This is a genomic window from Spirillospora albida, from assembly GCF_000718255.1.
Lineage (GTDB): Bacteria > Actinomycetota > Actinomycetes > Streptosporangiales > Streptosporangiaceae > Spirillospora > Spirillospora albida.
The window spans coordinates 26,120-39,759 of sequence record NZ_JOFJ01000026.1 but is presented as its reverse complement, the minus strand read 5'-3'; the positions used below and the strand labels follow the sequence as shown (position 1 = coordinate 39,759).

Below are 13,640 nucleotides of genomic sequence, written 5' to 3'. Positions count from 1 at the left end.
ATACTGCATGTAGGAGGAGCTGCCATGACCGCGCGTACCCCGAAGTCCCTGGAACCGGGGCAAGTGAACGCCCAAGAGGCAGCCCGCGCCCTACGACGGATCAAGGACTACCTCGCAGCACACCCCGGCGCTGATGACATTCGCGTCACCGGCGAACTGACAGGCGACGGAGCACTGGTCCTGCCACGTGACGTCGTCACCATGCTCGCCTACATGCTCACCCAGCTCGCCGAGGGCCGTGGAGTGACGGCGATGCCCAACCATGCCGAGCTGACCACACGGCAGGCCGCCGACATCCTGAATGTTTCCAGGCCCTATCTCATCGGCCTGATCGATGCCGGCGAAATTCCCTGCCGCCTCGTGGGGCGTCACCGGCGCATCCTGTTCGAAGACCTCATGGCCTACAAGGAACGGAGCGACGCCGCCAGCCGCAAGGCCGCCGACGATCTCGTGGCACTCAGCGAGGAACTGGACCTGTACTAATACCATTCGTCGTGGTCCATGACGCGAACGTGCTGTACGGCAACGAGGTCCGCGACCTGGTGATACGACTCGCCATGTCCGGCCTGGTGCAAGCGCGCTGGACGAACCGGATCCTCGACGAAGTGTGCCGGAACCTCACCGCCAATCAGCCCGATATCTCCTCGGACAAGCTCTCGCGGCTCCGCGAACGCATGAACGCCGCGATTCCAGGCGCGTTGGTCGAGAACTTCGAAGGACTCAAACTCCCCGACGCCGACGACCGTCACGTCCTGGCCGCCGCGATCAGGGCCGGCGCCGAGGTCATCGTCACCTCGAACCTCAAGGACTTTCCCACCGACGCGCTCTCGGGGTTCGGTGTCGAAGCGAAAGGTCCTGACGACTTCGTCCTCGACCAGCTCCACCTCGACGAGAACATCGTCCGAGATTGTGTTCACCAGATCGCGGTCAGCCGAACCCGGCCACCCAAGACCTATGCCGCCATACTCGATGCCCTCGAACGGGCCGGCCTGGTCGAATCGGCCGCAGCACTCCGGGACTGTTCGGATCGTCGGCGGCCCCCATCCGCCGAAGATCCGCTTCCTCGACCTCCACGCCGCCGGTGTCGCGCACACCGATGAGTCTCGGGGCGGCGCGGAGTCCGCCTTCTCATGACGGTACTGATGGACGGGATCGTGTTCGGCGAGTCCCCGCGCTGGCACGACGGACGGCTCTGGTTCTCCGACTGGGGAGCCGGCCAGGTGATCGCGCTCGGCCCCGCGGGCGGCCACGAGGTGGTGGTCAGCGTCCCGTCGTTCCCGATGTGCATCGACTTCCTGCCGGACGGGCGCCTGCTCGTCGTGGACTCGGCGCGGCGGCGGCTGCTGCGCCGCGACCCCGATGGGTCGATGGTCGCCCATGCCGATCTGGCCGCCATCTCCGGTAAGCCGTGGAACGACATCGTGGTCGACGCGCGCGGCAACGCCTACGTCAACAACATCGGCTTCGACTTCCCCGGCGGAGAGCCGGCCCCGGGCATCGTCGCGCTCGTCACGCCGGACGGAACGGCCCGACCGGTCGCCGGAGATCTCGCCTTCCCCAACGGCATGGCCATCACCGCGGACGGCACCACGCTGATCGTCGCCGAGTCCCATGGCGGCCGGCTCACCGCCTTCCCCATCGGTCCCGACGGTTCCCTCGGCGACCGGAGGACATGGGCGGACCTCGGAGACGGCCACCCCGACGGCATCTGCGCCGACTCCGACGGCGCCGTCTGGTACGCCGACGTGGGCGAGCGCCACTGCGTCCGGGTACGGGAGGGCGGCGAGGTCCTCGACACGGTGAAGCTGGATCGCGGAGCCTTCGCCTGCGCGCTGAGCCGCGATGACTACCCGCACCTGTACGTCGTCGGACAGGAGTACGGCGACGCGCAGGCCACGGAACCGACGGGACAGGTCGTGGCCTTCCCGGCCCCGGCCCCCGGCGCCGGGCGCCCCTGATCACCGTCAGGGTTGTGGGACGGGGTGCTGATAGTGATCGACGTGCTGGACCCGTACGGCCACAAGGACTCGGAGCCGCCACCTGCGTTCTTAATTGCATCACTCCCGGCGTCTCCGCTCAGGCGTGCGCGACGCTGAGCCCGGGGCGTGTCCCGCACGGATCCGGCTGCGACAATCGGTCGATGAGACTTCCGCGCCGAGCGAGCCTTGCCGCCGCGCTCGCGATCCTGGCCTGCGGCTGCGGCACGGAGGCGGCCGGCTCGGGCGGCGAGCCGGCCTCCGCCGTCCCGGCGCGGTCGCCCTACGACGAGGCGACCCGCAATGGAGGGGATTCGGCTCCCCACCAAGGGGAGAACAACGCCTGGAAGAACCGCGCCCCTCTCTCCGCCGAGGACGAGCGTCTGGGGCGCGCCGCAGAGGCCAAGGTCCGTCCGGCACTGTCCCGGCTACGTGAGAGGCACGACTTCGCCGTCACGTCCGTTGAGCGGACCCTGCTCGGTCTGGGATACGCACGTGACCGCGTCCAGGTGCAGTCCTTCCGCACCGGTGCATCGGGGACCGCTCCCGCGCCAGGGGTCGTGTTCGTGGTACTCGTCGGAACCCGCGCTTGCGTGCACGGCGACATCCGTCCCAGCAGGCTCCTCATAGAAGTCGAGGGAACGACGAGGGAAGGCACCTGCCTGGAGCCGTTCACCCACTGAGGCGACGCCGCGGTCAGGTCGGGGTGGGGAAGGTGGCGCGGACGGTGCGGCCGCGGGTGTCGCCCTTCCAGGACCAGGTGGCGGCCAGGGCCGCGACGGTGAGGAGACCTCGGCCGTTCTCCGCCAGTTCGTCGGCGTCCCCGAGGCAGGGTTCGCCGGCGCCGCCCTCGTCCATCACCCGGACGATGACGCCCGCCACGTCCATGCGGACGTCGACGGTGAACCGGCCGCCGTCCCATCCCGAGCGGGTGTGCGTGAGCGCGTTCACGGCGAGCTCGTCCAGGACGAGCAGGACGTCGTCCAGGTGCGGGAAGCCCGCGAGGAGGTGCGCGGCGAAGGCGCGGACGACCCGCACCTGATCGGTCCGCCCGGGGAACGCGCGGCGCCAGAACATGGGCGCGTCGGCTTCGGCGGGGGCGGGGACGGCGAGCAGCATCGATCACCTCACGAGTCGGAACCTGTGCCTTCGAGCCGTTCCATCGTCACGGTGCGTGCCGTCCCGGATGCCTCGCGTCCCCTCTCCGGCACCCGGTCCCGGCGGTCCGCACGGTCCCGGGATTCGCGCTCACCGCGCTTTACGTAAAGCCACCGACGCGTTCGCCGCGCGAACGCTACCGCGGGAGCCGGAATCATTCGGCCGCACGTTCGACCGTGCCACCGATCCGCCGGACACCCTCGGAGTCCGCGTGCTAACACAGAGTGGACAGGCCGACCGGATCGGCGCCGTCCTCCATCCCCCGGGAGGTCCCCGGTGACCAGCCCCTTCGTCCGCCGCCGACGCCTCGGCGCCGAAATCCGCGCACTCCGGGAGGAACGCGGCCTCACCGCCGACGAGCTGTCCCAGCGCGTGTACCGCTCCCGCATGTCGATCTCGAAACTGGAGAACGCCCGCTGCCGCCCCAACATCGGCGTGGTCATGAACATCCTGGACGCCCTGGACGTCCCGCCCGACAGATACCAGGAGATCATCGCCATCGCCCGAGAAGCCGCCGACTACGGATGGTGGGACTCCTTCGGCGACGCCATGGGGCCTCGGCAGCGCCTGTACGCCGACATCGAGTCCGGCGCCGACTCCATCTGCGGGTACAACCAGTTCGGTGTACCCGGCATCCTGCAGACTCCCGAGTTCTCCCTCGCACTGGTCGAACTGGACAAGGCGGACGGGCCGCTCACCTATGAGCCGGATCGCATGCTGGAGGCCAGGCGACTGCGTCGGGAGACCACCTTCGGCGCGGGACGCCTGAAGTACGAACTCATCCTGGACGAGTTCGTCCTGCGCCGCCTGTCGGTCGCTCCCGCCGTCATGAGCAGGCAGCTTCTGCATCTTGTAGAAACGGCGGTGTCGGAACCCCGCTTGACGATCCACGTCCTGCCCATCGACGCCAGGATCAAAGGGGGCTTCCTGGCCCGGTCGACGTTCGCGATCTACAGCTTCCCCCATCCACAGGATCCGCCCATGGCCATTGCCGACACGGTGAACAGCGACATCGTCCATACGAAAGAAGCCGAGGTCGGCCGGTACATCGAACTGTACAAAAGGCTTCGAGAAGCCTCCCTTTCCTCCGTCAGGAGCCTGTCGCTCCTGGAAGAGGCTGCCCGGGAACTGGACGACCTGACAGAATCGTCAGCATGATGGCCCGATTCGAACGCTGGCGGAAATCCAGCCACAGCGCCCCCAACGGCGACTGCGTCGAGGTCGGCGGCTCTCCCGACCGCATGATCGGCGTGCGCGATTCCAAGGCGGGAGCCGGCGGCCCCGTCCTGCGGTTCACCCGTCAGGAATGGGCGGCGTTCCTCGAGGCCGTCCGTCCGTAGGCCGGTTCAGGGCTTGCGGGCGACGGCGCCATAGGCGTCGATCGGCACGGTGTCGCCGTCCGGGCGCCATTCGGTGATCCGGACGAGGCCGGGCGGGAGCAGATCGAGGCCCTCGAAGCACCCGGCGAGCTCGTCGGGGCTGCGCAGGATGTAGGGGACGCCGCCGCTCTCGACGAGCTTCTCCGCGCCCTCGACCACGGCGGGGTCGGTGTTGGTGCCGTCCCACAGCACGAGGTGGCTGCCGGGCACGGTGGGCTCCATCATCCGCTCCACGATCGACCGGACGACCTTGAGGTCCGGTTCGTAGCCGAGGACGCCCATGAACATGACCGCGATCGGCTCGCGGAAGTCGAGGACCTCGCGGGCGGCCTCGATGATCTTCTCCGGGTCGTGGTAGTCGGCGTGCACGTACCGGGTCGCGCCCTCGGACGTGAGGCTGCCCAGCAGCGCCCGCGCGTGCGCCAGCACCAGCGGATCGTTGTCCACGTACACGATCTTGGACTCGGGGGCGATGGACTGGGCGACCTCGTGGGTGTTCTGCATCGTCGGCAGGCCCGTCCCGACGTCGATGAACTGCCGGATGCCGGCGTCGGCGGCCAGGTGCCGCACGATCCGGATCAGGAACCGCCGCGACTGCCGCGCCATCGTGACGATGTGCGGGTACACGTCCGCGACGGCCTCGCCGGCGGCCCGGTCGGACTCGTAGTTGTCCTTGCCGCCCATCCAGTAGTTCCACATCCGCGCCGCGTGCGGGACGGAGGTGTCGATGGCGTTGGACTCGGCCATGGGGGGTGTCCCTTCCTGAAGGAACCGCTCTGGATCGTGCGACACCACCAACATAGATCGGTCATCGCCCTTCAGCGGCGCATTCCGGCGATCCGCCCGCGGACCGCACCGGATCCGCTCCGACGAAGAGCCCGTCCCACCTCCCTCGTGTACGGTCGGTGACGGCGGGCACAGGCGCCTCATGAGCATCCGCGCACTCATCGTCGTCGACATGCTGAACCCGTACGACCACAAGGACGCCGACCGGCTCACCGCCGGCGTCGAGCAGATGATCGAGCCGCTGCGCTCCCTGCTCGACGCGGCCTCCCGCCGCGACGACGTGCGGATGCTCTACGTCAACGACAACCACGGCGACTTCGCCGCGTCCCGCGACGACCTCGTCACCCGCGCCCTCGCCGGACGGCGCCCCGATCTGGTCGAGCCCGTCGTCCCGCCGGACGACTGCGCGTTCCTCCCCAAGGTCAGGCACAGCGCCTTCTACGGCACGCCCCTGGAGTACCTGCTCACCGCCGCCGGCATCGACGAGGTCGTCATCACCGGCCAGGTCACCGAGCAGTGCGTCCTCTACAGCGCCCTGGACGCCTACGTCCGCGACTTCCGTGTCACCGTGCCCCGGGACGCGGTGGCCCACATCCACCCCGACCTCCGCGACGCGACCCTCCGCATGATGGAGCTCAACATGAGCGCGAACATCACCACCGCCGCCGCCTGCCTCTGATCACAGGGGCGGGAGGTCCCAGGCCGCGCGGAAGCGGGTGAGGGCGGCGCGGCAACTGGACGGGGAGACGCTCAGTTCTCGCCGCGCGGCGGCCAGTTCCTCGAAGGAGCCGGGAAAGGGGGCGTGGAAGGATCCGAAACTCCACTCGGCGGCGCGCTCGAAAGTGAAGACGTTCTCGTCGAACACCTCCACGACCGTGAGGCAGAAAAGGGCGAAGGCCGAGAGCTGGACGAGGGTGGCGCGGACGGGCGCCAGCTCCGGCATCTCGGGCGGGAGCGGGGCCACGTCGAGGCGCGCGAATTCCTCCAGATGCGGGAGCGCCGGGATCATATTGGACGGCTCCGTGCTCCGCATGATGCCGAGCAGTCCGCGCATGGAGTCGAAGATGTCGCCGAGGTCGACTCCCTCGGGCGTCGGCGGCAGTTGTGTCCTGGTGCCGGTCAGGGTCTCGGTCATCTCCTCTTTGACGAGAGCCGCCGCGAGATCGGCCAGCTGGGGGTGCGGCCAGGTGTTCCGGCTCTCCTCGAGGTTGATCTCGACCAGGCGACGCGTCACCCGGAGTAGTTCCCTGGGAACTCCACCGGAAAGGGAATGGACGAGGAACGCGAACGAATCGGTGAACCCGGGCACGCGGCGCAGCAGGAGGTCGCGGGATTCGGTGAGCAGGAGCGGCTCGATGACCACGACGTCGTCGAAGGCGTTCTCGAAGACGGAGCGGCCGATGACCGCCCGGCGCGCGAAGACCGATCCGACGTCCTCGGCGACGGAGACGATGTAGAAGCAGTTCTGGATCCCGAAGACGGCCTTGATCTCGCTGATGAAGCGCTCGGCCTTCTCCACCGACCCGATGCGGTCGACCTCGTCGATGGCGACGACGACCCGGCCGCCGCCCTGCCCGGCCTCCCTGGCGATCGCCGTCATGAAATCGCGGAAATTGCCGACGAGTTCGGGATAGGACCAGGGCAGGTACTTCAGCGACCCTCCCTTGGTGAGGCCCATCGTGACGCCGCGGACCCCGGGCAGGTTGGCGGTGAGGCCCCAGGTGGTGGTGCGCTCCACCTGGAGGCGCAGCAGATGCTCGCGGGCCCGGGTCACCAGGGAGGGTTCGATGTGCCAGCGCAGTGCCCGCCACACGCGGGGCCGTGGCCACACCAGAGCGGCGGCGGCGACCAGCGCCAGCTGGAATGCCCAGCGGTAGTCGTTCCAGACGTCCTCCACTTCCCTTCCGAATTCGTCCAGATCCGCGCTGATCTCCTGCCGGACGGGTTCGATCAGCCCGGCCACGCCGTCCCGGAGAGTCCATGCGGCCAATGCCAGCAATGCCAGGGAGAGCGCGAAGCGGGACAGCGTCCAGAGCCCGTCCCGGATCACCCAGGCGGTCCTCTTGCGCAGCACGTACCGCTGTGCGGCGCTCCGGTCGACGGAATGGCCCTGCTCAGTGATGTAGGTCTCGCAGACCCGCTGGAACAGCTCGATGAGGAAATCGCGCGGAACGTATTCGGCGGGCGCGCTCGCGTACACGGTGAGTCCCGTCTCCGAGGCGTCGGTGTCGCGGCCCCCGCAGATGACCCGGAGAAGAGTGGACTTCCCGGCGCCGCGCGGGCCCGCGATCGCGATGCTCCCGCCGTCGACCCGGTCCATCGTCCCGAGGACGCGTTTCTCCGAACGGGTCGGAATGGCCAGCCCCAGATCGTGGAGCCGCTTCAGGCCCTCGGAGTCCTGCTCGACCAGCAGCTTGTCGGAGTCCTCTCCCAGGAAGTCGTTGACCACCAGGGTGACCACCGGCATCAGGACCTTCTCCTCGGCGTCCCTCAGCCACGCCCGCCTGAGATCAGTCCAGGTCCGCTCGGTCCACGGCGCATCAATCAGCCGGTTGAGGACGTCGCGCGCGTCGACGAACTGCCGGATCGTCTCCGGCCTTCCCAGGCCGAGGCCGGCGACGAAAGAGGCGATGAACACCACAGGAGCCTGGGCGGGCTGGCTATCCCACCCGAGCAGCCGCTCGACCGGGGTCAGCAAAGGGACCGCGCCGACAGCGGTGAGGAGCACACCGGAAAGGAGATGCAGCCGCGAAATCCGTCCGGCCGCGGCGGCCCAGAGCAGGCCGCCGCCGATAATCGTGAACAGCGCCGCCGGAACCAGCGCGAGGGAATACGCGACGTCATCGTCCTCTTGCGGAGAAAAGACGATGCCCTCGATGAGCATCACCGCGGTCGCGACCACCAGAAGGGCGATCGTCACGGTGCGCACGTTGATGACGCGCTCGTCCCACAGCCCTCTGACCTCCCGCCGGGCGTCCTCGGTGAGGGTCCGGGAATCGGTGTACCGGCCGTAGGAATCGAGCTCCTTCGCGGAGTCGAAGACACCGCGCGTCCTGACCGCGTCGGCGACCTCGTCCGGAAACACGAGGCTCCGCGCGACATAGGGTGCGAGCCGCCTGTCCCGCAGGCATCGGTGGACGCGCGACTCCAGCTCTTCCTTGTCCTCGGTCTCCTCGGGGGTCATGACGCCCATCCTTCCGGGAGAACACCGCGATCCGCCGGTCTTGCCCCAAATCGCGAGAACCCCCGTGAACGCCGTCGCCGATCCGCCGCCGCACCACCAACGGCGAAGACGGCCATGGCGGCCACCCTTCCGGAACGCGCTCTTGCGGGGTGATCACCCGTGGCCATACTTGTCTTCGCTGTGACCGCAGGGAAGGAAGGTGTTCGTGCGACGGATGCTGTCCGTGGGATTCGCCCCCCACGTGATCTTCGTCGCCGGCCTCTGGGGATTGGTCCGGGCGAACGCCTTCTCCGGCCCCGGCCAGTGGGCGGACAGCGTCCCGCGCACTCCGGCCGGGGTCGCGGGTACCGTGCTCGGTGTCTGCGGCTGCGCCGCGGTCCTCGGCCTGCTCCTCCACCCGTTTCAAGTCCGGGCCGTCCGCATGCTCGAGGGCTATTGGGACCGGTGGACGCCCACCGCCCGCCTCGCCGACCTCCTCATGGCGTATCAGCGACGGAGGTGGCGGGCCACCGACGCGATCGCCCGCGGCGGCCGGGAGCGGAACCGTGAGAGTGGGACCGGCGGTCCCGAGGAGACACATGATCTGGTCTCCGCCCGGGATCGGACGCGCGCCGACGCGTCCCACCGGCTGGCGGCGCTCCCGCCGGTCGACGTCCTGCTCCCCACAGCCCTCGGCAACGCCCTGCGCGCGGGAGAACTCGGCGCCGGCGAACGCTACGGCGTGACGACGCTCGCGTCCTGGCCGCGCATCTACCCGCAGGTCTCCCGCCCTCTGGCCGGGGCACTGGAATCCGCCCGCGACACCTTGGACTCCTCCGTCAACCTTTGCTACAGCTTCCTCGCATGCGCGGTCGCCTCGGCCGCCGCCGTGTACGACGAGCCCGAAATGTGGTGGCTCCCCACCGCCTCACTCTGCGCCGCGACCGTGGCGTACAAGGGGGCGGTGACGGCCGCGCAGGCGTACGCCCGGCTCATGCACGTGGTCTACGACCTCCACCGCTTCGACCTCGTCCGGGCGTTGCACTATCGGTTGCCGGGGCGCGAGGAGGAATGGGCCCTCTTTCGACGTATCTCAGATGCCCTCGCCGGCCATCCTGTGAACCTCCCGTACGACCACGGCCAGTCGTCATCGGACGGGACCGACGGCTCCTCATGACGGATCGGTCGATCAGCCGCGGGCTAGGGCAGGTCGTAGCCCATGCTCTGCAGGTGCCGCGCCTCTCGGTCGATGTCGTCGTAGGTTCGGGCCTGGTGGTGTACCGAGGGCGGAAGATTGCGGAATCTGCAGTCGGTCCTGTGGCCGACCCCGGAGTTGTACGTCTCCAGGTACGCCACCACCGCGTCCCGGCCGCGCTTGAGAGTCGACTGCCACGATCCGACCGTGTCCCCGCCGAGCGGCTTGACGATCTTAACGCCGCAGTAGTCTCCCTCGCAGCGCACCCTACTTCCCGGCGTCGCCGGAAAGCCCGGAAGCGTCGTCACATCGGCATTCATTGCCGCCTCCCTTGTCCGATTCGATATGAATGGGAACATCCTTCATTCGAGCGTTGCGTTGTGTCTCTTCCTTGGCTCCACCGCGGTACAGGAGAACCGTCCACACCAGGTCCGCCGCGGCACAGATCGCGATCACCACGACGGCGCCCCATCGCCACGCCATCTCTTTCCCGTCTTGTGGGATGAGCGCAAGGGCCACTCCCCCCATGAGCAACAGCGATCCCACGTTGAAGCTATGGGTCGAGTTGTTGCCGTACATCTCCCAAGTCCGAAAATCCCTGCGCTGCTGAGCGCACAGAGCAGCGAAGATGTGGGGCTGCCGTTCGGCGATGTCCGAACCGTACCAGTTCTCTATCTCGGCATATGAATAGAGATACCGGCGAGCGTTGTAGTGCAGCTGAAGACTGGCTATGAAAAGCAATGAAGAGACCACGAGGATCAGGAGAGTCAGCCCCGGCCAGCGGAAATTATCCTTGTTATCGGTACCGGCCACCACTCCGGCCAGGGCCAGCGCCGCCGCGGTCAGCAGGGGCGCGGCGACCGCCCGCAGTTCCTTGGCGGCCTCCGCGTATCCCAGGGGCGTTGGTTCGTGGAGACTCGGCATCCGCTCACCTCGGGTCACCCGGCATCTGCAAGAGATGCTGACAGACTGCCGACGGTGACGCCATAAAATATTTCGGCCATGACCGGCCGCCGCCTCGAAATACTGCGTTTCGTGTGACGGAAGTGGCCAACGGAGTTCCAGTGGTCCGCGCGTCGCAGCAAAAAGGCGCGGCGATGGAAAATGGTCCAGCGCACGCGCGAGAAGCTCTTCGCACGTGACGCGGGGTCGCGGCGGGTGGGTCGGGTGGCCGATAATGCCGGATCATGCAGGGGGACGAGGTGACGGCCTGGCCGGAGACGGCCGAGTACGGGCCGGGGGCGGCGCGGCGCGGGGCATGGGCGGTCTTCTCCGTCCTGCTGCTCGGCGGCGTGACGGCGACGGCCCTCCTCGTGCCGAGGAGCGCCCTGATCGCGCTGCTGCCCGTGCTTCCGCTCGCCCCGGTGATGATCGCCGGGCTCAGCGGGCGGGTGCTCCCGCCGACCGGGGTGACCCCGGACGGGATCCGCTGCCACCCGGTGGCGGCGGTACCCGTGTTGCGGCGGGAGTTCATCCCCTGGACGGCGATCGCGTCGGTCGATGCGCGGCAGCGAGGGCTTCGCTCCTTCGTCGTGCTCCATCTCACGGACGGGAGCCGGGTCGTCCTCCGGCATCCCTCCGGCCGCCGGGGCGACCGGGCGGTGCAGAATGCCGTCGAGCTGATGCGGTGGCGGCACCTGGCCGCCTGCGACGGAACGCTGCCGAGGGTCGACCGGGTTCCGCTTCCATGGCGCAGGGTGCGCGTACCGGTGCGGGTGCTGGCGGCGGTTCTCCCCGTCGTCAGCGCGATCGGGCTGGTGACATGGCTGGTCACGAACAGCAGGGCGATGACCGCCCCCGACGCCGTCACCGCGTGCGACCTGGTTCCCCGGCAGGCGGCCGCCCGGGTGCTGCCGGACGGAGCCGTCCAGGGATACGGCAACCAGGCGGCCTGCCGGTGGAGCACCGCGACGCCCGCCGAGAACGGCACCTGGATCGACTTCCACGTCACCTCCTGGGCACCGCTCGACGCCGAGCGGTCCTACCGGGAGACGCTGGGGGCGGTGCGTGCCGCCGGACGCGCGCCGCGCTTCTTCCGTGACGGGGACGCCTACACCGTGGCCTGGCGGGACGCGTGGGGGTTCACCGCGCACGGCAGGGCCCACGTGAAGGGCTACCTGGTGATGGTCGCGCTGCACAGCAGGCGGACGGCGTCCGCGCGGGACGCCGAACGCGCGGCCGGCGACGTGCTCCGCGCGGTCACGGCGAACCTGGCGGGGCGGGCATGAGACTGAACGGGCGCGAGACCGGGCTGCTGGTGGGCATGCTGCTGATGTCGGCAGCCTTGTGGGCGCCGTTCCTCTGGCTCAAGACCGCCCTGGGCACCGACCGCGGCGAGTACGTCCCGCGGCGGACCCCGCTGGTCGACCTGTGCATCTGGTTCCCCCGCCCCCTGGCCGCGGAGCTGGTTCCCGACGCGCGCAAGCCCAGGTCGCAGGCCATCTTCTACGGCGAGATGCAGTGCGACTGGAGCAGCGCCGACGAGCGCACCACGCTCAGCCTGAGCGCCTACCGCCCCACCGGCGCGCTCACGCCCGGGAAGGAGGCCGAGGACCTCCGGCAGTTCTACGACGCCCGGCGGCCGACGTCCTCCGACGGCACGCTGAGCTCGGCGGGGCTCGGCGAGACCAGCACGATGGTCGTCCGGAAGAGGGCGGACGATACCGAGGCGCGCATCCTCGTCCGCGACGGGCTCCTCGTCGTCCAGGTCACCTACCGCGCACCGGGCAAGGAGGCGGACGTCGCCGGCAAGGCCCGGCAAGCCGCCACCGAACTGCTCCGCCTCCTGCCCCCCAAGGGCCGCTGACCGGGCGTCCGGTGAAACCGCTCAGGCCGCGATGGCGAGGGCGACGAGCAGGACGATCGACGACGCGACCTCGATCATCCCGATCTTCTTCGCCGGGAGGCCGCGCCGGCGCAGCACCACCGCCCGGACCAGGTACCAGGCGAACGGGCCGGTGTACACCCAGCTCAGCCAGGTGACCACGGCGAGCGCGGCGGCGTGGAAACCGGCCGACACCGCGAACAGCGCCGTGTTGTCGCGCTCGCGGATGCACGTCTTGACGAACAGCACCGTCCCGGCGAAGTAGAGGAACGTCACCAGGACCGCCTCGCCGGTGCGCCGGGGCGACTCCCCCGCGACCACGGCGACCACGGGCAGGACGGCGGTCGCGGCGGCCGCCGACACCAGCCCGTTCAGCAGGGCCCGGTCGTCGTGCCGGGCCGCGAACGCGCCGTTGACCAGGAGCACCGCCCCGAAGACCGGCGCGAAGAGCAGGACCTCCGGGCGGGCCGCGAGCACCGTCGTCCCGGCGGCCGGCACCGCCGTCCCGTACGCGAGGATCTGCGGACGGAACCTGCCGAACCGGCGGACCTTGACGGCGAGGAGCGCGTAGTACGACAGGAGGTATCCGGCGATCCAGGCGACGAGCAGCGGCAGGGCGGGCCAGGAGAAGCCCACGATGAGGAGCCCCGCCAGGTAGGGGACGAGCAGCATCGCCCAGGCCCCGTGCTGCGGCGGGACCCACCGGCGCCTGCGTCCGGACGGCGCGCGGCGCCTCTCAGACGCCGGCGGCCGCGCGGTCTGCACCATCGGAACCGTCTCCGAGCTCGGCCGCGACGCGGTCGAGGATGCCGGCGAGGACCTCCTCGGCCTGCTCGGGGTCGAAGTCCTCCCCCAGCCGCTTGCGGACGCCGTCCTCACTGAGCAGATGGTGGACGGCCGGCGTCACGTCGTGCCGGGCGAGGCAGCTCTTGGCGCAGGTCAGGACGCACCCGTCGATGGCGATGACGGGGCGTCCACTGGTCGCCTTGCGGACGAGGCTCGGCACGTCCCCGCCGACGCCCGCGATGCAGGACATCTCCGCGACGCCCCTGCGGTCGAGCTGGACGGCGATCCAGTTGGTCATCTGCGCCGCGCTCGAACACCCGGAACAGGAGTAGACGAGCGGCAGGTCCTTGCGCCGCACCATCGCGCCTCCTCG

The 13,640-nt window shown here is 69.4% G+C and carries 17 protein-coding genes; 10 read left to right on the top strand and 7 right to left on the bottom strand.

Going from position 1 to position 13,640, the window contains the following annotated elements; genetic code table 11:
* Nucleotides 1-24 precede the first annotated feature (24 nt).
* The 4 genes from IE99_RS0126280 to IE99_RS0126265 all read left to right on the top strand — a co-directional run bounded on the left by IE99_RS0126280 (nucleotide 25) and on the right by IE99_RS0126265 (nucleotide 2,659).
* Complete coding sequence (locus IE99_RS0126280; RefSeq protein WP_030176545.1) at nucleotides 25-483, top strand: helix-turn-helix domain-containing protein; 459 nt, start codon at nucleotides 25-27, stop codon at nucleotides 481-483.
* A gap of 11 nt (nucleotides 484-494) precedes the next feature.
* Nucleotides 495-1,100, top strand: coding sequence for a PIN domain-containing protein (locus tag IE99_RS31510; protein ID WP_245623346.1), 606 nt, complete (start codon nucleotides 495-497; stop codon nucleotides 1,098-1,100).
* Between the two features lie 30 nt (nucleotides 1,101-1,130).
* Nucleotides 1,131-1,958, top strand: coding sequence for an SMP-30/gluconolactonase/LRE family protein (locus IE99_RS0126270; protein WP_030176540.1), 828 nt, complete (start codon nucleotides 1,131-1,133; stop codon nucleotides 1,956-1,958).
* Between the two features lie 182 nt (nucleotides 1,959-2,140).
* A complete protein-coding gene (locus IE99_RS0126265; RefSeq protein ID WP_030176537.1) occupies nucleotides 2,141-2,659 on the top strand; it encodes a hypothetical protein in 519 nt (172 codons plus the stop codon).
* Nucleotides 2,660-2,672: 13 nt separating this feature from the next.
* Here IE99_RS0126265 and IE99_RS29795 read toward each other — a convergent pair whose 3' ends face one another.
* Nucleotides 2,673-3,095, bottom strand: a complete 423-nt coding sequence (locus IE99_RS29795) for an ATP-binding protein (RefSeq protein WP_051713290.1) — start codon at nucleotides 3,093-3,095, stop codon at nucleotides 2,673-2,675.
* A 315-nt stretch (nucleotides 3,096-3,410) separates the two neighbouring features.
* Between IE99_RS29795 and IE99_RS0126255 the strand changes: the two genes are divergently transcribed.
* The gene (locus tag IE99_RS0126255; protein ID WP_030176534.1) at nucleotides 3,411-4,292 is read left to right on the top strand and encodes a helix-turn-helix domain-containing protein; all 882 of its coding nucleotides are present in this window, start codon (nucleotides 3,411-3,413) and stop codon (nucleotides 4,290-4,292) included.
* Nucleotides 4,289-4,474, top strand: a complete 186-nt coding sequence (locus IE99_RS0126250) for a DUF397 domain-containing protein (RefSeq protein WP_030176532.1) — start codon at nucleotides 4,289-4,291, stop codon at nucleotides 4,472-4,474. The genes IE99_RS0126255 and IE99_RS0126250 overlap by 4 nt, the downstream gene beginning before the upstream one ends.
* A gap of 6 nt (nucleotides 4,475-4,480) precedes the next feature.
* Here the strand turns inward: IE99_RS0126250 and IE99_RS0126245 are convergent, their stop codons facing one another.
* A complete protein-coding gene (locus IE99_RS0126245) occupies nucleotides 4,481-5,260 on the bottom strand; it encodes an SAM-dependent methyltransferase (RefSeq protein ID WP_030176530.1) in 780 nt (259 codons plus the stop codon).
* A 181-nt stretch (nucleotides 5,261-5,441) separates the two neighbouring features.
* On the opposite strand from IE99_RS0126245, the gene IE99_RS0126240 reads away from it, so the two are divergent.
* Nucleotides 5,442-5,978: a cysteine hydrolase family protein gene (locus tag IE99_RS0126240; protein WP_030176528.1), complete on the top strand. Its 537-nt coding sequence runs from the start codon at nucleotides 5,442-5,444 to the stop codon at nucleotides 5,976-5,978.
* Here IE99_RS0126240 and IE99_RS0126235 read toward each other — a convergent pair whose 3' ends face one another.
* Nucleotides 5,979-8,483 (bottom strand): hypothetical protein, encoded by a 2,505-nt coding sequence (locus tag IE99_RS0126235; protein WP_030176526.1) that lies wholly within the window; start codon nucleotides 8,481-8,483, stop codon nucleotides 5,979-5,981.
* A gap of 214 nt (nucleotides 8,484-8,697) precedes the next feature.
* On the opposite strand from IE99_RS0126235, the gene IE99_RS0126230 reads away from it, so the two are divergent.
* Nucleotides 8,698-9,639, top strand: a complete 942-nt coding sequence (locus IE99_RS0126230; RefSeq protein ID WP_211258931.1) for a hypothetical protein — start codon at nucleotides 8,698-8,700, stop codon at nucleotides 9,637-9,639.
* 23 nt (nucleotides 9,640-9,662) lie between these two features.
* Here the strand turns inward: IE99_RS0126230 and IE99_RS0126225 are convergent, their stop codons facing one another.
* Complete coding sequence (locus tag IE99_RS0126225; protein ID WP_030176521.1) at nucleotides 9,663-9,923, bottom strand: hypothetical protein; 261 nt, start codon at nucleotides 9,921-9,923, stop codon at nucleotides 9,663-9,665.
* 1 nt (nucleotide 9,924) lies between these two features.
* Nucleotides 9,925-10,581 carry a hypothetical protein gene (locus IE99_RS30765; protein WP_051713289.1) on the bottom strand — a complete coding sequence of 219 codons (657 nt, stop codon included), beginning with the start codon at nucleotides 10,579-10,581 and terminating at the stop codon, nucleotides 9,925-9,927.
* A 263-nt stretch (nucleotides 10,582-10,844) separates the two neighbouring features.
* On the opposite strand from IE99_RS30765, the gene IE99_RS32165 reads away from it, so the two are divergent.
* Both IE99_RS32165 and IE99_RS0126210 read left to right on the top strand, forming a co-directional pair.
* Nucleotides 10,845-11,885 (top strand): PH domain-containing protein, encoded by a 1,041-nt coding sequence (locus IE99_RS32165; RefSeq protein WP_030176516.1) that lies wholly within the window; start codon nucleotides 10,845-10,847, stop codon nucleotides 11,883-11,885.
* A complete protein-coding gene (locus tag IE99_RS0126210; RefSeq protein WP_030176515.1) occupies nucleotides 11,882-12,463 on the top strand; it encodes a hypothetical protein in 582 nt (193 codons plus the stop codon). Before IE99_RS32165 ends, IE99_RS0126210 begins: the two co-directional genes overlap by 4 nt.
* Nucleotides 12,464-12,484: 21 nt before the next feature.
* On the opposite strand, the gene IE99_RS0126205 is transcribed toward IE99_RS0126210, so the two are convergent.
* Both IE99_RS0126205 and IE99_RS0126200 read right to left on the bottom strand, forming a co-directional pair.
* Nucleotides 12,485-13,249, bottom strand: coding sequence for a YwiC-like family protein (locus IE99_RS0126205; protein WP_030176512.1), 765 nt, complete (start codon nucleotides 13,247-13,249; stop codon nucleotides 12,485-12,487).
* Nucleotides 13,218-13,628 (bottom strand): putative zinc-binding protein, encoded by a 411-nt coding sequence (locus tag IE99_RS0126200; protein WP_030176510.1) that lies wholly within the window; start codon nucleotides 13,626-13,628, stop codon nucleotides 13,218-13,220. Before IE99_RS0126200 ends, IE99_RS0126205 begins: the two co-directional genes overlap by 32 nt.
* Nucleotides 13,629-13,640 lie beyond the last annotated feature (12 nt).

Coding starts and splice junctions, on each gene's coding strand:
- IE99_RS0126230 (WP_211258931.1), top strand. CDS start 8,698: ATGCTGTCCGTGGGATTCGCCCCCCACGTGATCTTCGTCGCCGGCCTC.
- IE99_RS0126280 (WP_030176545.1), top strand. CDS start 25: ATGACCGCGCGTACCCCGAAGTCCCTGGAACCGGGGCAAGTGAACGCC.
- IE99_RS0126210 (WP_030176515.1), top strand. CDS start 11,882: ATGAGACTGAACGGGCGCGAGACCGGGCTGCTGGTGGGCATGCTGCTG.
- IE99_RS0126245 (WP_030176530.1), bottom strand. CDS start 5,260: ATGGCCGAGTCCAACGCCATCGACACCTCCGTCCCGCACGCGGCGCGG.
- IE99_RS0126240 (WP_030176528.1), top strand. CDS start 5,442: ATGAGCATCCGCGCACTCATCGTCGTCGACATGCTGAACCCGTACGAC.
- IE99_RS0126250 (WP_030176532.1), top strand. CDS start 4,289: ATGATGGCCCGATTCGAACGCTGGCGGAAATCCAGCCACAGCGCCCCC.
- IE99_RS0126200 (WP_030176510.1), bottom strand. CDS start 13,628: ATGGTGCGGCGCAAGGACCTGCCGCTCGTCTACTCCTGTTCCGGGTGT.
- IE99_RS29795 (WP_051713290.1), bottom strand. CDS start 3,095: ATGCTGCTCGCCGTCCCCGCCCCCGCCGAAGCCGACGCGCCCATGTTC.
- IE99_RS0126265 (WP_030176537.1), top strand. CDS start 2,141: ATGAGACTTCCGCGCCGAGCGAGCCTTGCCGCCGCGCTCGCGATCCTG.
- IE99_RS0126205 (WP_030176512.1), bottom strand. CDS start 13,249: ATGGTGCAGACCGCGCGGCCGCCGGCGTCTGAGAGGCGCCGCGCGCCG.
- IE99_RS0126235 (WP_030176526.1), bottom strand. CDS start 8,483: ATGACCCCCGAGGAGACCGAGGACAAGGAAGAGCTGGAGTCGCGCGTC.
- IE99_RS32165 (WP_030176516.1), top strand. CDS start 10,845: ATGCAGGGGGACGAGGTGACGGCCTGGCCGGAGACGGCCGAGTACGGG.
- IE99_RS0126270 (WP_030176540.1), top strand. CDS start 1,131: ATGACGGTACTGATGGACGGGATCGTGTTCGGCGAGTCCCCGCGCTGG.
- IE99_RS30765 (WP_051713289.1), bottom strand. CDS start 10,581: ATGCCGAGTCTCCACGAACCAACGCCCCTGGGATACGCGGAGGCCGCC.